19 protein-coding genes are annotated in these 24,203 nt (G+C 32.1%); 10 read left to right on the forward strand and 9 right to left on the reverse strand.

Annotated features, from left to right (window positions below; all coding sequences use genetic code 11):
* Window positions 1–97: 97 nt before the first annotated feature.
* From Z054_RS0122550 to Z054_RS0122580, 7 genes are all read left to right on the forward strand, one after another.
* Window positions 98–565, forward strand: a complete 468-nt coding sequence (locus Z054_RS0122550; protein ID WP_024772294.1) for an ankyrin repeat domain-containing protein — start codon at window positions 98–100, stop codon at window positions 563–565.
* Window positions 562–1,143, forward strand: coding sequence for a hypothetical protein (locus tag Z054_RS0122555; protein ID WP_024772295.1), 582 nt, complete (start codon window positions 562–564; stop codon window positions 1,141–1,143). Before Z054_RS0122550 ends, Z054_RS0122555 begins: the two co-directional genes overlap by 4 nt.
* Window positions 1,144–1,741: 598 nt before the next feature.
* Window positions 1,742–2,488, forward strand: coding sequence for a matrixin family metalloprotease (locus tag Z054_RS0122560; RefSeq protein WP_024772296.1), 747 nt, complete (start codon window positions 1,742–1,744; stop codon window positions 2,486–2,488).
* Between the two features lie 399 nt (window positions 2,489–2,887).
* The gene (locus tag Z054_RS0122565; RefSeq protein WP_024772297.1) at window positions 2,888–4,339 is read left to right on the forward strand and encodes a hypothetical protein; all 1,452 of its coding nucleotides are present in this window, start codon (window positions 2,888–2,890) and stop codon (window positions 4,337–4,339) included.
* 108 nt (window positions 4,340–4,447) lie between these two features.
* Complete coding sequence (locus Z054_RS30505; protein WP_161635324.1) at window positions 4,448–5,449, forward strand: sensor histidine kinase; 1,002 nt, start codon at window positions 4,448–4,450, stop codon at window positions 5,447–5,449.
* 133 nt (window positions 5,450–5,582) lie between these two features.
* Window positions 5,583–6,617 carry a histidine kinase gene (locus Z054_RS0122575; protein ID WP_024772299.1) on the forward strand — a complete coding sequence of 345 codons (1,035 nt, stop codon included), beginning with the start codon at window positions 5,583–5,585 and terminating at the stop codon, window positions 6,615–6,617.
* Window positions 6,598–7,356: a LytR/AlgR family response regulator transcription factor gene (locus Z054_RS0122580; RefSeq protein ID WP_024772300.1), complete on the forward strand. Its 759-nt coding sequence runs from the start codon at window positions 6,598–6,600 to the stop codon at window positions 7,354–7,356. Before Z054_RS0122575 ends, Z054_RS0122580 begins: the two co-directional genes overlap by 20 nt.
* A 95-nt stretch (window positions 7,357–7,451) precedes the next feature.
* Here Z054_RS0122580 and asnS read toward each other — a convergent pair whose 3' ends face one another.
* The 9 genes from asnS to rplM all read right to left on the reverse strand — a co-directional run bounded on the left by asnS (window position 7,452) and on the right by rplM (window position 19,324).
* Window positions 7,452–8,894 carry an asparagine--tRNA ligase gene (asnS, locus tag Z054_RS0122585; protein ID WP_024772301.1) on the reverse strand — a complete coding sequence of 481 codons (1,443 nt, stop codon included), beginning with the start codon at window positions 8,892–8,894 and terminating at the stop codon, window positions 7,452–7,454.
* Between the two features lie 622 nt (window positions 8,895–9,516).
* Window positions 9,517–11,925, reverse strand: coding sequence for an efflux RND transporter permease subunit (locus tag Z054_RS0122590; RefSeq protein ID WP_024772302.1), 2,409 nt, complete (start codon window positions 11,923–11,925; stop codon window positions 9,517–9,519).
* A gap of 84 nt (window positions 11,926–12,009) precedes the next feature.
* On the reverse strand, window positions 12,010–14,451 hold the full coding sequence (locus tag Z054_RS0122595; RefSeq protein ID WP_024772303.1) for a DUF5686 family protein: 2,442 nt from the start codon (window positions 14,449–14,451) through the stop codon (window positions 12,010–12,012).
* 91 nt (window positions 14,452–14,542) lie between these two features.
* Window positions 14,543–15,106, reverse strand: a complete 564-nt coding sequence (frr, locus tag Z054_RS0122600; RefSeq protein WP_024772304.1) for a ribosome recycling factor — start codon at window positions 15,104–15,106, stop codon at window positions 14,543–14,545.
* A gap of 46 nt (window positions 15,107–15,152) precedes the next feature.
* Window positions 15,153–15,860 (reverse strand): UMP kinase, encoded by a 708-nt coding sequence (pyrH, locus tag Z054_RS0122605; RefSeq protein ID WP_024772305.1) that lies wholly within the window; start codon window positions 15,858–15,860, stop codon window positions 15,153–15,155.
* A gap of 454 nt (window positions 15,861–16,314) precedes the next feature.
* Window positions 16,315–17,280, reverse strand: a complete 966-nt coding sequence (gene tsf, locus Z054_RS0122610; RefSeq protein ID WP_024772306.1) for a translation elongation factor Ts — start codon at window positions 17,278–17,280, stop codon at window positions 16,315–16,317.
* A 171-nt stretch (window positions 17,281–17,451) separates the two neighbouring features.
* Window positions 17,452–18,318 carry a 30S ribosomal protein S2 gene (gene rpsB, locus Z054_RS0122615; RefSeq protein WP_024772307.1) on the reverse strand — a complete coding sequence of 289 codons (867 nt, stop codon included), beginning with the start codon at window positions 18,316–18,318 and terminating at the stop codon, window positions 17,452–17,454.
* Window positions 18,319–18,446: 128 nt separating this feature from the next.
* Window positions 18,447–18,869 carry a 30S ribosomal protein S9 gene (gene rpsI / locus Z054_RS0122620; RefSeq protein ID WP_024772308.1) on the reverse strand — a complete coding sequence of 141 codons (423 nt, stop codon included), beginning with the start codon at window positions 18,867–18,869 and terminating at the stop codon, window positions 18,447–18,449.
* Window positions 18,869–19,324, reverse strand: a complete 456-nt coding sequence (rplM, locus tag Z054_RS0122625) for a 50S ribosomal protein L13 (RefSeq protein ID WP_024772309.1) — start codon at window positions 19,322–19,324, stop codon at window positions 18,869–18,871. Before rplM ends, rpsI begins: the two co-directional genes overlap by 1 nt.
* 281 nt (window positions 19,325–19,605) lie before the next feature.
* Between rplM and Z054_RS0122630 the strand changes: the two genes are divergently transcribed.
* The 3 genes from Z054_RS0122630 (at window position 19,606) to Z054_RS0122640 (ending at window position 24,131) form a co-directional block, all read left to right on the forward strand.
* Complete coding sequence (locus Z054_RS0122630; protein ID WP_024772310.1) at window positions 19,606–22,299, forward strand: DUF5916 domain-containing protein; 2,694 nt, start codon at window positions 19,606–19,608, stop codon at window positions 22,297–22,299.
* Between the two features lie 70 nt (window positions 22,300–22,369).
* Window positions 22,370–23,566 (forward strand): serine hydrolase domain-containing protein, encoded by a 1,197-nt coding sequence (locus Z054_RS0122635; protein ID WP_024772311.1) that lies wholly within the window; start codon window positions 22,370–22,372, stop codon window positions 23,564–23,566.
* Between the two features lie 49 nt (window positions 23,567–23,615).
* Window positions 23,616–24,131 carry a hypothetical protein gene (locus Z054_RS0122640; protein ID WP_024772312.1) on the forward strand — a complete coding sequence of 172 codons (516 nt, stop codon included), beginning with the start codon at window positions 23,616–23,618 and terminating at the stop codon, window positions 24,129–24,131.
* Window positions 24,132–24,203 lie beyond the last annotated feature (72 nt).

The raw sequence follows: 24,203 nt of genomic DNA on the forward strand, positions 1-24,203 counted from the left end.
AATAATAGTAATACATTATAAGGAGATTAAAGTAACGGGTGGTTTGTTACTAGGCCACCTGTTATTTTAATCATAAGTAATAGATACATAATACATCATGAAAGATATTTTTAATTTCATTCAATCTGAAGAACTAGGAGGAGTAAAAACACTTTTAAATAGTAATCCTGAAGTTGTGAACTCAAAAGACTCCAGAGGTTCTACTCCCTTGCTATTAGCGTCTTATTATGGTCTTGAAGATATAACTAAAGAAATTCTAAAATGCTCTCCGGATATCGATATAAAAGATGGCTCTGGAAATACGGCATTAATGGGAGTTTGTTATAAAGGGCATTACAATATTGTGAAATTACTTATAGAATCTGGAGCAGATGTAAATCAAAAAAATAGTAATGAAGCTACTGCACTAATTTATGCAGCGACTTTTGGTCAAAAAGAAATTATTAAATTATTAGTAGAAAACGGAGCTGATATTTCTCCTAGAGATAACCGTGGATTTACAGCAGAAATGCATGCAAAAAATCAGGGTTTAGAGATTTCCGAATTATTTAAGCTTACTCAGTGAACAAAAATGACGATATAGAAAGCATAAAATCAGTAAATATTAGATCTATTGATTTTAAAAGGCAATTATTAATGTCCTCTGCTATGGTAGCTATTTTTGAATCTTTCTTAAAAGAAAGTATCGGAAATGAGGTATTAGTGATAAATACTAATATAGGAATGGAGGTATATTATTTTTCTAATAATGACTATAGTACATTTATTAGAGAAAGTATCCTATTATATACACTTACTCAAATAGATCACAAAAAACTTAAATTTAAAAATAATCAAAATAGAGAAGAAGTATATCAAAGTTTTTGCCAAGCATTAATTACATTTTCTCAATATTCTCAAATCTTTTTGGCGTACGCCAAAAAGTTTATTCATCTCAAAGAAAAAAACAAATCGAGCACATTTGTGATTCCCATTTTAAATCGTTTTTTTGAAGAAGTGCTTAAAGTGCTCTTGAAGACAGGTAAAATACCACATTACGAAAAGATAAAAAAAGCAAAAAACAAAGCTCAGAAACCTGATCTTGATAAAAGTATTATTGAAAACTTAATTTCTGAAATTTTATTAAAAAAGCATTCTAATTAACCCTATTTTAGAGTCTAAGTTATCCTAATTGTACATTTTTTACATATCAATACGCTATTCAATATTATGAATATGTACACAATTGATAAAAAGCATATATCTTTTATTTTCTTATTTCTATAGCTAAATTGATAGTAGCATGTCAGATTTTAAGGTTTAGCTTTAGGAAAAAAACTACAATATTGAGATAATGTTTTAAATATCAAGGTTGTGAACAGGGGGAAAAACCCCCTAAAATCACTTGTTTTGTGTTAACACTTGTAGTATTTAACCTTCATTTTTGAGTGAAAAAATGTTAAAATTTCAATGAAAACACCTATTTATCGCCGAAATACATAGTGTTTTGGTGATTACGTAAACATATTACGTTTTTCCCGTATTCGGATATTAAGAATCTATACTACCTTTATAATGAATTGATTACGAAAAACTATGTCAGTTCTAGAGTAAAAATAAATTCGTCAAAATGTAAAATAATCTTCTATTGCCCCAGAAGAATGTTTAACACGGTTTAAAAGATTAAAGATCAAAGAAAAGATCCCTCTTTTAAAATGCCAATACTTCTATTACCCCGGAGGTATCCCAAATCTTAAAAACAATGACGAAAACTACTAAACCTACACTAGACAGTACTATATTTGATAGTATACTTCAGATCAAGAATTTTTTCAATAACTTCTTTCTTAAGACTTCGGTTAATGGAAATGGTGCTAAGGATACATTTAAAATAATATATCAACGATTCTTTTTTATGGTATCAATCCCACTCTTATTATCTTGTAGTGCTGGTGATGATCTTGATTCTGTAGCTATAGAACCAGAATTTGCAACCCCAGAGAAGATTATAAAAGTTAATATTATTTATGTAGAATCTTCAGAAACTTTAGATAAATCATCATATAGTCTTGACGAAACAGAGTTTATAAATTATTTGAATGGAGAATATTTTCACAGATTTGGAATAGGACTAGAGTTAGGTGAATCTAAAAGTTTAATTAATGAAGAACTTTATGACCTTAGAGATAATGAAGGTTCAGAACCTAGTACATTTTTGATGCAATCTCAAGAATCTTATGATAAAAGCAAAGTAAACATATATATAGTTAAAAGGTGTAATATCCTTGGTATTGCTGGAATTGGGAGAGATCAAAGAGTATTGATAACAGATGAGAACTTATTTACTTCAACTGCCCCACATGAAATTGGTCATGCTTTAGGTTTATTTCATAGTCACGAATCAGAAAATATTATGAATACTGTAAACAAGAATTCCAGACATAATTTTAATGAAGATCAAGAAAAGAAAATAAAGAATCGAATTGATCAAATTAACTTAAAAAATTAAGCTCAACTAATTCATAATTTGATTATGATGAAATATAAAATATGCTACAGATGTCAAATTATATATAGTAAAGTATTTTCTTTATACCCTATACTACAGTAAATTCATATACTTAGACCATACATAAATAAACCTGTAATTTTTTTAGTAACTACTTCCCGACCGCATGCAGAAAGGATAATCATCCTTAAAAAATAACTACCATTTTTTAATAGTGGTAAAGTGCTGGTAATAAAATTGATTTAAGAAAAAACAGAATTTTAAAAACAGAAAAAAACTAATGTACAGTTCAATACATTAGCAGTACAGTTCAATTCATTTAGTTTTTTATATACGACATAGTGTTCCACCTTTGCATTAATAAAATCAATCAATCAATTAATCAAAAAACGAACAGTTATGAATCTAATATCAAGAATTATTGTCGCAAACCTGTTTAAGGTAATACTGTTAATTGCTTCTCTACTCTTTATATCAAATATTAATGCCCAATCTTATGCCGTAAATTATAATAAAGGTAAAACCACTATTAAGGTTCAAAATGGCATGTTTGATAATTTCTCGATTAATTATGAAGGAGAGATCACATTATCAAATGATGATAAAGATATAATTGCTATTTCTGATGGCGGTTATCTCGAAATAAAAAAATCTGCTTTTGGAAGTAAGCGCCGGATTGTAATCGAATCCGAAGGTAATGGAAAGCTTAACAAAAAGTATTTTGTTGGTTCTTCTAGAAAAGATTTCAACTCTGAAGGTAAGAAATGGCTTGGTGAGATTTTGCCAGAAATTGTAAAAACAACAACTTTAGGAGCAAAAGGTAGAATAGATCGACTTTATAATCAGGGCGGTGCCAATATGGTATTTAATGAAATTAGGTCTTTTGAAAGCGACCACGTAAAATCGGCCTATTTGAAATTAATATTAGAAAAAAATCTATCTCCTCAAGAGATGGAATCACTATTAAGATTAGCAGGAAAAGAAATAAAATCAGATCACTACCTAGCTGAGCTATTAAGATATAAACAACAAAACTTTTTTGCCTCTAATGCGCTGATATCTGCTTATATAGAAGCAACAAAAAGTATTGGGTCAGATCACTATGCTACTGTAGTATTAAATACTGCTATTGAAGATGGTAACCTCTCTGATGATCAAATAGGTAAACTATTTAAGATAACAACAGGAATTGATTCTGATCATTATATGTCTCAGGTACTTATCAATGTAATGAAGAAACGAGAACTAAATGCTACAAACCTTAATCTTTTAATTGAAAACTCTAAGCAAATTGGGTCAGATCATTACAAAGCACAAGTATTAAATAGAGCACTAGAGCTTCCAGGTCTTTCTAAAGGTAATTACAATTCTTTTTTGTCCACATTAGAAGATATTCAATCGGATCATTATATTACTACAGTTCTTTCTAAACTATTGGATAAGAAATTAAATAGTAATGAATTAGGTGAATTACTTTCACTTGCAGGAAATTCTGTTGGATCTGATCATTATTTGGTAGAAGTCCTGACCAAGGTTGTAGATAGACAAGGTTTGGATGGTGAGAATATGGATATCTTTATTCGAGCATTATCAAGTGTTAGTTCTGATCATTATGCTTCTGTGGCTTTAATTAAATTAGCAAGAAAAAACCTTAGTAGCGGGCAACTTATAGATGTACTTCAAAATGCAACAGGTCAAATAAGTTCGGATCATTATTTATCAGAAACTCTAGTGGCTTTTGCTCCATCGGTTAATAAATCCGGAGATAATGTAAAAGAAGCGTACCGTAACGCTTGTAAAAATATTTCATCAGAAACATATTTCGGAAGAGCTCTTCGTGCATTAAAATAACAATACATATTTCATCCTGCCAATGGTCTTTTATATATCTGTATTATTGACTATTTTGGTAGGATGAAGTATAGTATAGATCATCATATATACCAACCATCATCAATCGTGAAAAAGTATTTCACTATCATTTTAGTAGGATTCATTCTAGGAATGCTTACGTATAGTTTTTTGGGGTTTACCCAAGAAGAAGATAATACGAGGCTATTATGGCTATCAGGACTTTTGGGGATTATTATAGCCTATATCAATACGATCTTCAATGAAATGTTTAACAAATTTATTTCCTGGAAAAAATACACAGGATTTCGCCTTTTAATAGGAGTGTTATCCAATACGATCATTTCCTTTCTATTCATAAGTGTTGTTTTATATGGGTATACTTTTATAAAAAATGCACAAATTTCTTTTATTGAAGATTATAGCGAAATATTATTAAAACTTGTCATTCTAATATTTTTTGCTTCTCTGGTCTATACGATCATCTATTTTGCAATACATTCTTATTATCAATATGCAAAAGGCCAAATAATAGCATTACAATTAGAACGAAAACAAACCGAATTACAATTAACAGCACTAAAATCGCAATTAAGCCCTCACTTTTTGTTTAATAGTGTAAACACAATATCTTCTTTGTTGTTTAGTGATGTAAAAAAAGCAGAATTATTTATTCGAGAACTTGCTAAATCCTATCAATATATTTTAAACAAATACGAAAGTAAATGGTTAACTGTCGAAGAAGAGTTACGATTTGTGAATTCTTACCACTTTTTATTGCGTACACGATTTAATGATCGTATTAATTTAGAAATTAGATTGCCAGATTGGGTATTAAAAAGCAAAATCCCACCATTAGCACTTCAAATGTTGATAGAGAATGCTGTAAAACATAATCAAATGACTTCTTCTGAAGTATTAAAAATAGTTATTACCTGTGATACTCATAATATTAGTGTATCAAATAATAAGACAGTAAAACCTAAAGGAGTGGATTCTTTTAAAATAGGATTAGGTAATATTAAATTAAGGTATGATCTAATTTTTAATAAGGCTATCGAGGTAATAGATGATGAACAGTTTACCGTAAAACTTCCTATTGTTTTATGAAAAATATACCTGATAATGTTAGTGTCAACCCAAAGTGATTATGATACGATGCTATACTGATTTGTATTAATACAGATCTTAACTCTAAAACGATAAAAAATGGATGAAACAAATATTAATAAATTGAAAGCGTGTGAATAAGCTGTTTATACATCATCCAATATTTAGAATCATTGGCCCTCTATGTAGTGGTGCTCTAGTGTATCTGCTTATTTTATTGGTTAATAATAATGTGACCCAGTTACAAGAAGAATTTCTTGGGCAGGAGTTATATGTGTGTATTGGATTAGCATATCTTATTCAGGAATATTCTAGAATTTCTTTGTTCTTTTTTGAAAGACTAAAATTTCCAAATTCATTGATAGGTAAGATTATGTTGCAGATTGTCATTTCGGTAATTACCTCTATACTTTTAGTTTCTGGATCGATGTTTCTATATTTTGATTTGGTATTAGGGTTTACACCAAACAGTTCAGAGCTTGTTATTTTCAATAGTATCTTTTCGGTTATTACAATAATATATCTTTCATTATATCTAAGTCATCAGTTTTTACATAAAATAAATACTGAAATAATGACAAAAGAACTATCCCTGAAAGAGGGGATAGAACAGGACTTTATTCAATTTAAAAAAGGAATAAACCCTACATTAATGTTTGAAACTTTAGAATCATTGATACTGGTAATGAAAAAGGATACTAATAAAGCAGAATTTTTAGTAGATCATTTTTCGGCGGTATACCGATATATCCTTTCTAAAACAACCAAAGAGTTAGTGCCTATTAATGATGAACTCGATGTCTTGGATCAATTATTACTTTTGTTTGAATACTTGCCGTACAGAAAAACGAAATTTATTAAAGAAGAATCGATACATACTTTGGTGGTTCCCGGGAGTCTTTTATCCTGTGCAGAACAGATTATAAGAAGTACAATTGTTTCGAGAGAAACAGAACTTGTTGTGACGATGACTCAGGATTCAAAATATGTTTTATTAAAATACCCGCATCAGGAAAAGATTAGTTATACTATGGACAGCAATAGTATCAAAGATATTCTGGATATGTATCGATTCTATACAGATATACCAATTACTGTTATCAAAGATGATATTTATATTATAATTTATATACCAAAACTTACTATTGATGAAAGTAGCGATAATTGAAGACGAACCTTTAGCGGCAGAAAAGTTAGAACGTTACTTGCTGAAGTATGATTCTGATATCCAGGTGATAGGTAAACTGGCCTCAATAGAAGAAGCTGTACTTTGGATAGATTCACATCAGGAAGAAGTAGATCTTTTTTTTATGGATGTTCAGCTTATAGATGGACTTAGCTTTGAGATTTTTAATAAAGTTAAAGTAAATAAACCTGTAATCTTTACTACAGCTTTTGATGAGTTTGCAATTGATGCTTTTAAGGTAAATAGTATAGACTATCTTCTAAAACCAGTATTGTTTACAGATCTTTCAAAAGCATTGAAAAAATTGGAAACTCTACGATCTCAGTTTTTGGGAGGGATTAGTGTTAGTCATGCGGTTAAGAGTATGACTAGTACTGTATATAAGAATAGATTTTTGGTCCGCCTGGGAAATCATATTCATTCTGTTAAGAGTGAGGATATTTCCTTTTTCTTTGCAGAAGGACGGGATGCATATCTTGTTGCAGAGAACCGAAAAAAATACATGATAGAATATAAATTAGAAACTCTTGAAGAATTACTGGAACCCAAAAGTTTTTTTAGAGTAAACCGAACTTTTATCGTCAATATCAATGCTATTGAAGATGTATTGGTCTATTCTAACAGACGTTTAAAGCTTACTTTAAGCCAAAACATAGATAAAGAGGTTATTGTAAGTCGGGAAAAAGTTACAGATTTTAAACAGTGGTTTGAAGGGAATTAAAACACATGATAATATAAAAATTCCTCAACAATGAATATAATTCATTGTTGAGGAATTAATCTGATATTTTTAATCTTTAATAAATAGCAGGAAGATTAAAACTCTGCATTAAGAGGAGTTCTTGGATAAGGGATTACATCACGAATATTACCCATTCCTGTTACAAAAAGAACAAGACGCTCAAACCCAAGTCCAAAACCACTATGTGTACACGTACCAAAACGACGAGTATCTAAGTACCACCATAATTCTTCTTCAGGAATATTAAGAGCAGCCATTTTTTCTTTAAGAACATCCAAACGCTCTTCACGTTGAGAACCACCTACAATTTCTCCAATACCAGGAAATAAGATATCCATAGCTCTTACCGTTTTTCCATCTTCATTAAGTCGCATATAGAACGATTTAATATCTGCAGGATAATCAAATAAAATCACAGGGCATTTAAAATGCTTTTCGACAAGAAATCTTTCGTGCTCACTTTGTAAATCAGCACCCCATCCATCAATAGGAAATTTAAATTTCTTCTTTTTATTGGGTTTAGAATTTTTAAGAATGTCAATGGCTTCGGTATAACTTACTCGTTTAAAATTGTTTTCTAATATAAACTTTAACTTATCTCGTAATAACATTTCGGCACGTTCTGCCTGAGGCTTTTGCTTATCTTCTTGTACCAGACGATTTTCTAAAAACTCAAGATCATCTTGACAGTTATCCAAAACAAATTGGATTACGTATTTAATAAAATCTTCTGCCAAATCCATATTGCCATCCAGGTCACAGAAAGCAACTTCTGGTTCTACCATCCAGAATTCTGCAAGATGCCGGGATGTATTTGAGTTTTCAGCTCTAAAAGTAGGACCAAAAGTATACACCTGGCCTAATCCCATAGCATAAGTCTCAGCTTCTAATTGGCCAGAAACGGTTAGGTTTGTTTCACCACCAAAAAAATCTTCTTTATAATCAACCTCGCCATTCTCATTTTTCGGAATCTTATTAAGATCCATATTGGTTACCTTAAATGCTTCTCCAGCACCCTCGGCATCACTTTTTGTAATTACTGGTGTATGTACGTAGTAAAAATCATTCTTTTGAAAATATTCATGTATTGCAAAAGATAATTTTGAGCGCACTCTCATGATGGCTCCAAAGGTATTGGTACGAACTCTTAGGTGAGCTTGCTCACGTAATTTTTCTAGTGTATGTCGTTTTGGAGATAAGATAGTAAGTTTTAATTCTTCCGGATCAGCATCTCCTTCGATTTCTACATTAGATATCTGGATCTCTACACGCTGTCCTTTTCCTTGACTTTCTGTAAGAGTACCGGTTATCGCAATTGCTGCCCCAACATTTATCCTGCTTTGGACAGCAGCGTCGATTGTATTATCTTCTAAAACACACTGAATATTATTAATAGTTGATCCATCATTAACCGCTATAAAACGATCATTTCTAAAAGAACGAACCCAGCCTTTAACAAGTACGGGCTGTAATAGCTTATCACTTTGTAGTACCTCTATTATTTTAGTATGTTTCATCTGTTTTTTAAATATTATTTGTTTTTGATCTTATATCTACTAATAGAATTGGTAGGCGTAAAACCAAAGATGTTTGAATTTTGAGGTAGCAAAGATAATTTTTTAATCCGATTGAAGCATAATCTTATGAATCCAAAAAAGGTATAGTAATCAAAATATATTTTGATGTTCTTTTTTGGACCGGCAACCTAGTATAATCAAAATACCAAAATCTGACGTTTTTCGGAAATATTATTCTACGTAAAAACCGTAAATAGGTATGTTTTCGATTGAAAAACAGATGTTTTTTAGAGTTTTTTTGATAAAATACCGTAAAAGAAGGAAGTTTTTATTAATATTTAATATACTGCAAATCAGTAACTTAAATACTGTTTTGTTAAATTTTACTTGTTTAAATAGTGTTAAAGTTTATGTTGTTTGTATAAAAAGGGGATTTTTCCCCCCTATTAGGTATTTCAAAATATAAAAAGGGGCAGTATCTTGCATATGCAATTATGACGATTGTGTTTACGTTAAGTTTAGTTCGATAGGTTTTGGGGTAATCTATCTTACAGAAGTCCCGCTAGTTTCTAGCGGGGCTTTTTTTATGAAGATATTACGTATTCTTTGTGCTTTATTTCCTTTATTCTTCCTCGTCTTGAGTTTCTTCAAGTTCTTCATCATTAGGAATGATTTTCAGGGTAGGCTCTTTAAGAGTTTTCTTATTTGCAATACTTCGTTCTAACGAAAGTAATAGAGATGGAAGTAATAAAAGATTTGCTAGCATGGCAAATAATAAGGTTGTTGATACCAGACCTCCAAGTGCCTTGGTTCCTCCAAAGCTAGATATCATGAATACAGAAAAACCAAAAAATAAAACGGTTGAGGTATAAAACATACTCACACCTGTTTCTCGCAATGAAGCAAGAACAGATTTTCTAATTCTCCAATGATTTGATTTTAATTCTTGTCGGTATTTTGCAAGGAAATGTATGGTGTCATCTACAGAGATACCAAATGCAATGCTAAAAACTAATATTGTAGAAGGTTTTATTGGTACTCCAAGATATCCCATAAGACCCGCAGTCATAAGTAATGGTAATAAATTTGGAATCAGAGATATGACAATCATTTTCCAGGATCGAAACATCCAGGCCATAAAAAGGGCAATCAGAATTACTGCAAGCCCCAGAGAAAGAGATAAGTTCCATACCAGGTATTTGGTTCCTTTCTGAAAAATAAGCGCCTTACCGGTAAAAGAAACATCGTATCTTTCTTTAGGGAAAATTTTCTCTAACTGTGGTTTTAGAGTCGCTTCTATACGCTCCATTTCTTCTGTCCCTACATCTTTCATGAAGGTAGTGATTCTTGCATATTGGCCGGTAGAATCCACATAGCTATTCATTATTCCAACTTTAGACTCAAAACTTTTGGCGTATGGTAAAATAAAATTTCGTTCCTGGCTTGTCGGTATTTGATAATATTTTGGATTTCCATTATAGAAAGCTTGTTTAGAGTATTTAACAAGGTTAACAATAGAAATAGGTTTTGATAACTCAGGAGTTTCTTCGAGAAGTTCCTGAAGTTTTTCCATCCGTTTTAATGTAGATAATTTTAATACTCCTTGTTTTCTCTTAGTATCTACTAATATCTCTAAAGGCATAACACCATCAAATTCTTCTTCAAAAAATTCAATATCCTTATAAAATCCAGCAGATTTTGGCATATCTTCTAATAGACTTCCAGAAACTTTTATGGTGTAAATACCAATAATACTAACGATTAAAATAATGACAGAAGAAAAATAAATTGTTACCCTTCTGGTTTTTACCATTTTTTCCATCCAATCCATTAACTTCTCAATCCATCCTTTGCCCAGATGTTTTAAGTGTCTTTCTTTTGGTTGGGGCATATAGCTATAAATGATGGTGATGACCAGAAGACAAAGTATAAATAGAGCAATTATATTTAATGAGGCAACAATACCAAACTCTTTAAGTAATTTACTTTCGGTTAAGGCAAAGGTTGCAAATCCCGAAGCGGTAGTTACATTAGTCATTAATGTAGCATTACCTACTTTGGTAATTACCCGTTGAAGGGATTTTGCTTTATTTCCATGTTTTTTTATTTCTTGTTGGTATTTGTTGATTAAGAAAATACAATTAGGAATACCAATTACAATCACTAATGGAGGAATAATGGCCGTAAGTACAGTTATTTCATATTCTAAAAGCCCTAAAATTCCAAAAGCCCACATTACTCCAATAATTACAGCAGTCATGGATATAAAAGTGGCCCTTAAGGATCTAAAAAAGAAAAAGAAAATCAATGAAGTAACCAGTAAAGCTGCAAGAATGAAGATTTCTATTTCATCCATTATGTTTTGAGAATTCAAAGTTCTGATATATGGCATACCAGATACTTTTACATCCATGTTATACTCTTTCTCAAAAGCTAAAACAGAAGGGAGTAACACTTCTTCAATAAACTTTTTTCGCTTTTTGGTGTTTACAATATCCTTTTTTAGATATAGTGCACTTTGGATAGTTTTTGATTTCTTGCTGTATACAAGACCTTCATAAAATGGTAACTTATTAAATAACTCGTGTTCGTATTTAGATACCTGTTTTTCGGTATAGCTAGAATCTTTAATAAAAGGGACTAACTCAAATCGTGCAGGGTTATCTTCTTTTTTTAAAGTTTTAAGATCGGCAATAGAAACAACCAGATCAATTTCTTCATATTTTTTGAACGAATTATTAAAATCATTCCAAGCCTTCAGTTTTTTAGAAGTAAAAAGTGTACTGTCTTTGACAGCCATTACAATTAGATTGCCTTCTTCTCCAAATTTTTGAAGGAATTTTTGATATAATATATTTACCTCATGATCATCGGGGAGTAGATTCGCCTCTGAGTGAGAAAACTTCATGTTTTTCCACTGAAAACCTAAAAAAATTGTAATTCCTATTATTGCTAGAAATATTATCGCTCTATTACGAAGTATAATTCCAGCCAGTGCATTCCAAAACCCGAAACTGAATAATTTTGCCATCCTTTATTTTCCTGCTGCAAATGTAAGGATTGGGGAATTATTATTTATGTATTTCTGAAAAGAAAATGATTTATTGTATAATGATTATAGTTTTAGGTAAAAAGTAAACTTGCCCGAAATATTATCCTCAAAACGAGGAAGATGATAGGCTCCATAGCGATATGCAAAACTAAGCCCAAAGCCAGCAAATAATTTGTTGATTTCAAATCCGGATTCTTGATAGCCATGTTGCAAAGATGAAAAATTTACCCCTTGATGATTTTCAAGATTACTTACATCTCCGATTGCATAACGAGTTATAAAAACGAGTTCTGGTTTAAACCAATTCGTCACTTTTACGGGTTTAATTCTATGTTTAATTTGTAATGTTGTCAATCTATCATTAAAAAACTCACCAAAATACATGGTTTCAAAGGTTCTTCTGCCAGCTACAGAAAATCGTTGAAGTACTGTTTCTTTGGTTGGCGCATTGGGATAAGCATGGTACAAATGTGTAAGTGGGATATCTCCAGTGGCAATATCTGCTTCAAATAAAATACTCGTTTTAGATTGATTAATACGGCTAATAATATATTCTGCTTTTAGTCCTATTTTACTGTAAGAGAAATTACTATCAAATACGCCCTTAAAACCTTGCGTATATTGTGCTGTGATTTTTGGATATCCATCATGAATTTCTTTATACCTATTAGGTGTTTTTAGAAATTTACTAAATGGACTCCATCTCAATGCAATTGTAGCTTCTGCTGTTTTATATCCCGAAAATAGATTACCGTCATTTAGATATTGATACCCTCCTGTTTGATTTATATTGCTCATAGAAAATTGAGTTTCTGAAAGCAGTTTAGGAAATATCTGTTGCTGTAAACTAGCACTCCATGTTCTGTGTTTGTAATAGAAATCTATATTTACTAAACGTGGCTCGAATAAAGAATATACCCTTCTATCTGTAAGATAGAGAAAACTACCTACTTCTCTAATATCATCGGTATAATTAAAATTAAACCATGAGTTTGATTTTTTATTGACCAATAAACCTCCCCCTATACCATATTTAGATTTTGAATCTCTAAAACCATAGACAAAATACCCTTCTAGTCTAAATTGATTAGAGAATTTTGTATTTGTTAAGCCACCAACTCCTAATCGTAATCCTTCATAATTATTATATTTTATAGGATAAGTGAGATCAAAATTGAAAAACCCTACAGGGTAATATCCAATATTAAAACTTTGGATAACATCAATTCTACGTTCAATGTTTTGTGCTTTTACAATACTATCTATAACATGAAACGAGTTTAGGTCTTTTTCTGTAATTGCACTGGTGCGATATTGATTCCAATATGACTCGGGTCTGTTATTGGCTTCGGGATCTATCCTTATCGCTGCTTGATTTTGTTTAATGTTTTGAGTGGAATCTAATTTGATATCAAATAAGTCTGTTGTAGAAACTAAAAAATCATTATTTCCAGAAAAACTTTTTTTATCATTCCCTAATCTTCCTACAGAGATTTGCCCTCCAAATAAACTCACTTTTTGTCTTCCATTTCCTGGTCTTATTGCGATGTCTTGTTTGGTTGGAAACCAGCTTTTTTGTTCAGAGAAGTATTTAAAACTATGAGTTGCCATCACATTAAGTTCACCTCGCAGCTCTATAATAGCTTTTTGAATTGCAAATGTTTTTGTGTCTATGTATAGTACGCCTTCTAAACTCGCATAATTTTTAGACTTACGAGGTTGAAAAAGAATAGCAAAAGCTGGATTTTTGCCCTGTACAGTATCCAGGACTTTATAATAGTAATTTCTAAGAGCTCTGTTTGATAATGGTCCTATGTATTTGTTGTTGAAAATTGTATAATCTTCATTGTAAAGAGAGTTGGATTGTATTTTGATCCCTAACACATTATAGATAGGTTCTTTAAAACCACTCATTCGAGTCGCTAAAACTGTTTCTTTTTCGCCAGCATTTTTTCTAAATTGATGTAAACTTATCTTCTCTGAAAGGAAAGAATGAGCTTTGTTAAATAGATGCTCCATATCGACACTAGTAGTGTCTGGGGTATTCAATTGAGCCTGATTATCTTCTGTGATTTTTAATTTATTGTAACTTTTATAGCTAAAACTACGTAATAACTTCTTGGGGTTATTTTTGTTTTTCCTACGTATTGCCTCTACAATAATTTGAGTTGCAATGTTCTCGGGAGTATCGAGCTTTACTGTCTCAAGATTTTCTTCTTTAGTAGTAAGTCGTATTTCTATTTTTTCTGAATTACTGGATGTAATTAAAACAGTCTTTGTTTGGTACCCTAGATAACTTATAGTAAGGCTAACAGGGTAAGTACTACATCGTATGACAAAATCACCCTTAACAGAAGTTAAAGCGTATGAAGAACTACTGGTTTTTATAGTGGCAAAAGGTAAGGGTTGATTAGAACTTTCATCAATGACAATACCGTTAATACTAACTTGAGAAATTAAGACAAAGTGTACAAAAAATAATAAACAAAAAAATTTGTTCTGCATTATACCAAATAGGTTCAAAAATGACGAAGATACAAAAAAAGCGTTTCTAATTAGAAAACGCTTTATTTATAATTTCTATACATTAGAAATGTTAAACTGTCATAATTTCTTTTTCTTTATGACTAAGCATCTCATCAACCTTTTTAATATATGTATCTGTTAATGCTTGAATGTCTACTTCTGTATTTTTTGCCAAGTCTTCTGACAATCCATCTTTTTCTAATTTTTTAATCTCATTATTGGCATTTTTACGATCATTACGTATACCAACTTTAGAATCTTCTGCCTCAGCTTTTGCTTGTTTTGCAAGATCTTTACGACGTTCTTCTGTAAGAGGAGGGACGCTTATGATAACGCTTTCGCCATTATTCATTGGATTAAACCCTAAATTAGCTATCTGAATACCTTTCTCAATCTCAGGGATTACAGATTTATCAAAAGGTTGAATTGTAATAGTTCTTGCATCAGGAGTGGATACATTTCCTACTTGGTTTAATGGGGTAGGAGAGCCATAGTATTCTACCATAACACTACCTAACATGGCAGGAGATGCTTTACCAGCTCTAATATTGAGTAATTTTTTTTCTAAATGAGTAATTGCTGCTTGCATTGACTCTTTGGTCGAATCTATAATAAAATCTATTTCTTCGTTCATGTTTTAGTTCTTTTCTTCTGACTAATCAAAAAATAAGCCAATATGATTAAAGGTTTACTTGAGTACCTATGGATTCGCCAGAAACTACTCTTAGTAAATTTCCAGCTTTATTCATGTCAAAGACTATAATAGGTAATTCATTTTCCTGACTTAATGTAAATGCTGTTGTATCCATAACTTTCAGACCTTTACGTAAAACATCATCAAATGATATGAAATCAAATTTTGTTGCATCAGCATTTTTTTCTGGATCAGAGGTGTATATTCCATCTACTCTTGTGCCCTTTAGAATAACATCTGCATTAATTTCTATAGCTCTAAGTACTGCAGCAGAATCAGTAGTGAAATAAGGATTTCCTGTTCCTCCACCAAATATTACAACTCTTCCTTTTTCAAGATGACGCATTGCTCTTCGGCGTATAAACGGTTCTGCTACTTCATTAATCTTTACTGCAGACTGTAGTCGAGTAGGTATTTCGGCATCTTCAAGAGCACTCTGCAGGGCTAATCCATTAATAACGGTTGCAAGCATACCCATGTGGTCCGCTTGAACCCTATCCATTCCTTTACTGGCACCTGCGACACCTCTAAAAATATTACCTCCTCCGATCACAATAGCAACTTGTACACCTTTTTCTGTGATTTGTTTGATTTCATAGGCATATTCTGCCAATCTTTTAGGATCAATTCCATATTGACGATCACCCATTAAAGCTTCGCCAGATAATTTAAGTAATATTCTTTTATATTCCATTATGAGATTTAACTGTGGTGCAAATATAGCGATATTCTTAATTTAGAAAATAGTTTGGATTATAAAGGTGGATTTTTAAGTTAAATTGTTAAACATTAGAGTTTAAAAACTATTTAAAAAAGGGTGGTTTTCCCCTGTACAAGGTATTGATTGGTGTTGAATTATGTTATAGGTTTGCATCAAGGAAAACAAAAAAGGTGTTGGGGGATGATAAATATTTTTAGAAAGGAGATAAAACGTTTTTTAGTGTACTAATGCCATATAGGTATTAGTGTATTATAGGCTGATTGGGGAGTTAGTCTGTATTGGGGGTAAGTTTTTGAAGAAATTCAAAACTTATAAACGTTAAGAACCAGAAAGAAAATATTTTGAAAATGATGAATAAAAAACCGCTTCTGTAATAGAAGCGGTTTTTATTTTTTCAGATAAGTCTGAATACTATGTGATTTTTGGATTAACCTAAAGCTACTCTTTCGAAAGCTACTACAGATACATCACCAAGTGTTTTTACATAATCAGCAACACTTTTCTTTTCATCTTTAATGAAATTTTGGTCAAGAAGACATTGTTCTTGATCTAGTGTAGTATTATCAGAAATAAATCTTTCTAATTTTCCAGGAAGAATTCTATCCCAGATTTGCTCAGGTTTACCTTCTGCTTTAAGTTCTTCTTTCAACTTTTCTTCTGCTTGTGCAATTACATCATCAGTCAATTGAGATCTTGAAATAAATTGAGGGATATTTTTCAACGTTTTCCCTAATCGACCAAGTTCAATATTCTCTTTTTCGATTGCAGCAATTCTTGCTTGAGTTTCTGAAGCAACATATTCTGGATCAAAATCTTTGTAAGATAATGTAGTTGCTCCCATAGAAGCTACTTGCATAGAGATATCTTTTGCAAGTGTTTCTGCACTATCTATTTCGGTGGATAAACCGGTTAAAGCACCAATTTTATTACCGTGGATATAAGATCCTACAAAAGGAGCCTCTAATACTTTAAAATCTCCTATTTCGATTTTTTCTCCAATAACACCAGTTTGCTCAGTAAGTTTTTCCTGAACAGTCATACCATTAAAATTTGCAGCTAAAAATTCTTCTTTAGAAGAAGTGCTAAGTGCTAGTTCGGCTAATTCTCGTGCTAAAGAAACAAAAGAATCATTTTTTCCTACGAAATCAGTTTCGCAGTTAAGAGAAACGATTACTCCTTTGTTTTTTGCGTCATTAACTTTTGCAATAACGGCACCTTCGGCAGATTCTCTATCTGCTCTTTTATCAGCAATTTTTTGTCCTTTTTCTCTAAGGACCTTGATAGCTTTGTCAAAATCTCCTTCGGCCTCAACAAGGGCTTTTTTGCAGTCCATCATTCCGGCACCTGTAGCTTTACGCAATTTACTTACTTCGGCTGCTGTAATATTTGCCATATCTTTAAATATTTAATGTGTAAAATGTATTGTTTGTATAAAAAACAAGTCGTTTAGTTAGTACTGCAAAAGTAAAGAACCAAACGACTTATCAATTTTATATTAAAGTTAAGTTTTATCGTAGAGACAAAAGTTTAACTTCGAATTTTAATAGATTGTATATCTATTTGTTTATTCTTCTTCTTGCTTTGCAGCTTCAGTTGTTGGGGCTTCTACTGTAGCTTCAACCTTTGCAGGTGTTTCGACTTTTGCAGGAGCTTCAACCTTTGCGGTTGCTTCGGCTTTTGCCGGAGCTTCAGCTTTTGCATCTTTTTTAGGAGCATCTTTTTTAGGTGCTTCTTTTGTTGCTTTTCTTTCGCTTAAGCCTTCTATAACAGCATCACTTACATAAGTCATAACTTTGTCTATAGATTTAGAAGCATCATCATTTGCAGGGATTACATACTGTACCTGACGTGGATCAGAGTTGGTATCAACCATTGCGAAAATTGGAATGTTTAATTTCTGAGCTTCTTTTACTGCGATATGTTCGCGAGTAATATCTACAACAAATAATGCCCCAGGTAGACGAGTCATATCAGAAATAGAACCTAAGTTCTTTTCTAATTTTGCTCTTAAACGATCTACTTGTAAACGTTCTTTTTTAGATAGTGTGTTAAAGGTACCGTCTTTCTTCATTCTATCGATAGAAGCCATTTTTTTGACTGCTTTACGAATAGTAACGAAGTTAGTAAGCATACCACCAGGCCATCTTTCTGTAATATATGGCTGATTAGCTTTACTTGCTTTTTCGGCTACGATTTCTTTAGCTTGTTTTTTAGTCGCAACAAAAAGGATTTTTCTGCCGGACGCTGCTATCTTTTTTAAAGCCTCACCAGCTTCATCGATTTTTGCAGCAGTTTTATATAAGTTAATGATGTGAATACCATTACGCTCCATATAAATATATGGTGCCATATTTGGGTCCCATCTTCTTGTAAGGTGACCAAAGTGTACACCTGCATCAAGTAATTCTTTTACTTCGATATTGTTTGCCATTTTTGTAATAGTTTACGTTCTGTTGAATTAGCAATGCTCAAGTGACTACTTTTTGTACGACCTTGTGCATTTAGATGCTAAACTAACCCCTCATGAATTGAGGTAACAACAAATACTGTTTTAATAAATTAACGTTTAGAGAACTGGAATTTCTTACGAGCTTTCTTCTGACCGAATTTCTTACGTTCTACCATTCTTGGATCTCTGGTCAATAAACCTTCTGGCTTAAGAATACCTCTGTTTCCTGTTGCTCTTCCGTCTTCTGTTTCTTCAGCTTCATCTGTATCAAAAGTACACATTGCTCTTGATATTGCTAAACGTATTGCTTCAGCTTGTCCTGTGATACCGCCACCGTAAACATTTACTAAGATGTCAAATTTTCCATCATTTCCTGTTAAAACCAATGGTTGGTTTACTTTGTACTGCAATGTAGCAGTAGGGAAATAATCATTTAAATCTTTTTTGTTTACCACGATCTTTCCAGAACCTTCTTTAAGATATACTCTGGCTACAGCCGTTTTTCTACGACCAATTTTGTGAATAACTTCCATTACTTAAATTCGTTTAAGTTAACAGTTTTAGGTTGCTGAGCTTCCTGACTGTGGTCTGCTCCTGCATATACCTTTAAATTACGGAATAAAACTGCACCTAATTTGTTCTTAGGTAACATTCCTTTTACCGCTTTTTCAATTAAACGCTCTGGATTTTTGTCATACAATTCCTGAGCAGTAAGACTTCTTTGCCCTCCAGGGTATCCAGTGTGACGGATATACGATTTATCTGTCCACTTTTTTCCTGTTAAGTTGATTTTCTCGGCATTGGTAATGATAACATTATCACCGCAATCAACGTGTGGGGTAAAGTTAGGCTTGTGTTTTCCTCTTAGTAGTAATGCAACTACAGAAGAAAGACGCCCTAAAGTCTGTCCTTCAGCATCTACATGCAACCATTCTTTTGTAACGGTAGCTTTGTTGGCAGATACTGTTTTGTAACTTAATGTGTCCACACTAATTATTTTTACTTAATTAAACATTCCTTTTCCTATATAAAATAGGGGTGCAAATGTACAATTATATATTTATATAGCAAACAGGTAGTAGATATTATTTTTAAAGTATGATTCATTGGTTTTCAGCTATATTAATGTAATAAGGAGTTGTCTTGTTTGTTTTGTGCTCTGTAATCACCTTCTCTTGTTAATTTTTTACTAAAAAACAGCATAAAGTGTGACAAACTAAAATAATTTCTGTCATCTTAGTTATATCAATCATCAAACTTCTAATCATCATGAAATGTTATGCCTATTTATTGGTACTCTTTTTGTTTCCTATTATTGCCATTGCGCAAGATTCTACTAGTACTGTTAAAAAACGAATTTATACTACAAAACCACTTAATAATGGCGAAACACCAACAATTAATGGTCTGATTGATGAACCTGGTTGGGATGTAGTAGAATGGACTAGTGATTTTATTGAAAATCAACCTGATGAAAATACACCTCCAAGTCAAGAAACTAAATTCAAAATTGTATATGATCAGAAATATCTATACGTAGCATATCGATGTTATGATACCGAACCAGATAAAATAGAAAAACGACTATCAAGAAGAGATGGTTTTGCAGGAGATCGTATTACACTTATCCTGGATACGTATCACGATAAAAGAACTGCTTTTTCTTTTACTATAACTGCTGCTGGAGTGAAAGGGGATGAGTTTGTTTCGCGAAATGGTGATAACTGGGATAGTAGCTGGAATCCAATATGGTATGCTGCAAGTAATATAGATGATGAAGGGTGGACAGCAGAAATAAAAATTCCTTTAAGCCAGGTGAAATTTGGTAAAAGCAAAGAACAGGTATGGGGATTGCAAGTAAACAGACTACTTTTTCGAAAAGATGAACGATCTGTATGGCAACGTATCCCTAGAGATGCCTCTGGATTTGTAAGTGAATTTGGAGAATTACATGGTTTGATTAATATCGAAGCACAAAAACAATTAGAAATCCAGCCATTTGCAGTAACACAATTTGATACGTATCCCGAGGAAAAAGGAAACCCGTTTAGAGATGGTGAAGATTTTAAATTGAATGGAGGGTTAGATGCAAAAATCGGAATCACAAATGATCTAACTTTGGATCTAACTGTAAATCCTGATTTTGGCCAGGTCGAAGCTGATCCTGCAGCTATAGCATTAGATGGATTTCAGATTTTCTTTAGAGAACAACGACCTTTTTTTGTAGAAAATAAAAATATTTTTGATTACCGTTTTGCCAATAACCAGGATAATTTATTTTATTCTCGTAGAATTGGAAGAAGCCCGCAAGGGTCAATTTCAGGAATTGATAATGAGTTTATAGATAAGCCCACTAATACTACAATTCTTGGAGCTGCAAAGTTTAGCGGAAAAACCAAAGATGGATGGTCTATCGGTATTTTGGAGAGTGTAACTTCTAGAGAAATTGCCAAAATTGAAGATGAGAATGGAAATAAAAGAGAAGCTATTGTAGAGCCATTAACTAATTATATGGTAGGTAGGGTACAAAAGGACTTTAATCAGCGTAACTCATTTATTGGCGGAATTATAACAGCTACGAATCGAAATCTTGGAGACACTTTTGATATAGATGAGGATGATCCAAATACAGATGAAACATCAGAAGTAGCAGGAACAAGAGAAAATAATCTTAATCTTCTTCGGAAATCTGCATACACAGCAGGATTAGATTTTAGACATAACTGGAAAGATAGAAAGTATTTTGTAGAAGGTAATATCGTAGCTAGTCATGTAGAAGGTTCTGAAGAAGCTATCGAAAATACTCAGAATTCACTCACACATCTTTTTCAACGTATTGATGCAGATCATGTAAACTTAGACCCTAATCGTACTTCACTTACCGGAACTGGTGGTAAACTTAGAGGAGGGAAATCCGGAGGCGGAAATTGGAGATATGGGGGAGGAATTTATTGGCGTTCTCCAGAATTAGAATTAAATGATATCGGTTTTTTACGACAAGCAGATGATATTAGACAATTTGCAAACCTTCGTTATCTCTTTTTGAAACCTACCAAATTTTATAGAAGAGCTAATCTTAGATTTAACCAATCATCAGCATTTGATTTCGAAGGTAACTATAATCGTATTGAATACGTTTTAGGAGGAAATATTGATTATAAGAATAATTGGTGGACCGAGGTAGAAATGATTCATAAACCTCGAATTTTTACCAATACAGTTCTGCGTGGTGGTCCTCGTTGGAGATTCTCTGAAGAAAATATAGGAGTGTTGTTTTTTGGGTCAGATCAAAGAAAGAAATTTAATTTTACCGTCGGTCATGTAAATTCATGGACGAAGCAGAATAATTTTTCTTTCAAAAGATACGTGTTAAGACTTAGGTATCAGCCATTTAATTCGTTTAGTATGTCTATAAATCCAGAATTTGTACGACGCCGTAGTAAAACACAATATGTTACCGATGTCGATTTTAATGATACGCCGAGATATATAACCGCTAACATTGATCAACAAACTCTAAGTGCGAGTATACGATTAAATTATAGTATTAATCCGAACCTTACGATTCAATATTATGGGCAACCGTTTATATCTCGAGGAAGGTATACAGATTTCAATAGTGTTAATAATCCAATTGCAAAAGATCTTAACCAACGTGTAACATGGTATGATCAGGATCAGATTTCGTTTGCAGATGATGAGTATTCTGTAGATGAAGATAGAGATGGTAATGTAGATTATACTATTGATAATCCTGATTTTGCATTTGTTCAGTTTCGTTCTAATCTAGTGTTGCGTTGGGAATATATTCCTGGTTCTGAAATATTTTTAGTTTGGTCACAAGGTGTTACCGGAGATGGAAATGCTTCTGATGACCTATTTAAAAGTTTAGATAATCAGATTCTGAATCAGCAGCCAGAGAACACATTTTTAATCAAAGCAACATATCGCTTTGTATTGTAAAGTTTCTGAAAAAGTTTTTATACAATAAATAATATTAAACGTATTTTGCGACAATATAGAATGTCGTAATATGAAGTATTTTTATGTTGTATTAACTCTGGTTTTTTTAGTGGCTTGTACTACCTCAAAACCTAAAGAAAGAGTTGTTGTATTTGATGAGAAACCAGAAGTGTCAAAAAAGGACTCTATATCTTTCTTTTTAGAGCACTATGAAAAGTTTTTTGCTACTAATTTTAATGTTTCAGAATGTCCTGGAGCAGCAGTTGTGGTGGTTAAAGGTGATGCTGTTATTTATAAAAAGGGCTTTGGGGTAAAAGAAATTCATACACAAGATTCTGTAGATGTAAATACAGTCTTTAGAATCGCAAGCTTATCCAAGGGCGTGACAGCTGTTTTGGCAGGAAATTTAGTAGATCGTGATGAATTACAATGGGATCAAAAAGTTAGAGAATCAGTAAAAACATTTAGTTTAAGAAATAGTGAACAGGCAGATCGACTTAAAGTAAATCATTTATTATCACATACAACAGGACTTTACCCTTATACATATACCAAGCTTATACAAAAAGGATGGTCTTTAGAACAAATTATCAAAAATTTTAAAAGAAAAGGAGTTGTATCTAAAGAAGGCGTTGATTATGAATATCAAAATGCAATATTTTCGGTTATTGAAAAAATAATGGAAAACCAAACCGAAAAATCGTTTGAAACTCTTCTTAAGGAGAGAATATTTGACCCGGCAGGGATGCGTACTGCATCAAGTACATATTCGGCAATAAAAAAGAATGATAATGTAGCTTTACCACATAAATATAATCATTATTCAAACAAATACAGGGTTACAGAGATTCATAAAAATTATTATAATGTAGCTGCTGCAGGAGGGATTAATGCGTCAATCTCTGATATGGGAGAGTATTTAAAGGTATTGTTGGGATATCGTCCAGATGTTATATCAAAAGAAAGTTTGAGTGATATTTTTAATCCTATTATTTGTACTAGTGATGAAGATACCTATGTTAATCTGTGGGATGGAGTAACAGATTCATACTATGCAAAAGGTTGGCGAGTTTTGGATTATAGAGGCAGAAGAATAATGTATCATGGTGGCAATGTAAATCAATATAAAACACAATTGTTAATTGATCCAGATAATAACATTGGTGTTTGTGTGTTATTTAATGGTCCCAATCCATTTAATGGACCGGTGATCCCTACTTTTTTAAATTATTATGATTTTTATAAAGAAATAGGTCAAAATCAATAGGTGAAATGATCTTTAGTTTTGACCGGCTTAACTTTTAATATTTGCTGAAATGAACTTAAAAATTTTATTTTTTTTAGCTGTATTTGGACTTTTATTCGCATCCTGCTCTTCTAATGATGATTCTGGGGATGTAAAGCTTCCGATATTTGGCACTTACAAATTAGTTACATATACTACTAATCCCGCTTCGGATATCAATAATGACGGAACAGCATCAGAGAATCAAACATCAGAGACCGATTGCCATGATAGCTCTTTTCTTACTTTAAATGATGATAATACATTTAAAGGAAAGCTTACTTTTCTTGAGTTGAAATCAGATACCAATGGGATGGAAACACAAAATATAGAATGCTTTTCAGAAGGTATAACCGGAACTTTTGTGCTTGAAAATGAAACTGTAACATTATCATATACATTTGACGAAGTAGATAAAACCTTAGTGCTAACATTGGTAAATAATCAAATGACTTCTAAAACGATGGATATTGATTTATTGACTAGAGATGATAGTAATACTTTGGTTTTTGTTGATGCTACTCTAATATTGATTTTTGAAAAATAAAATAAGTAAAACAAAGAATCCCTACAGGTTGCCAATACCTGTAGGGATTCTTTGTTTTATTTTGAATTTTCT

Source organism: Aquimarina macrocephali JAMB N27 (genome assembly GCF_000520995.1).
In the GTDB taxonomy this organism is placed as follows: domain Bacteria; phylum Bacteroidota; class Bacteroidia; order Flavobacteriales; family Flavobacteriaceae; genus Aquimarina; species Aquimarina macrocephali.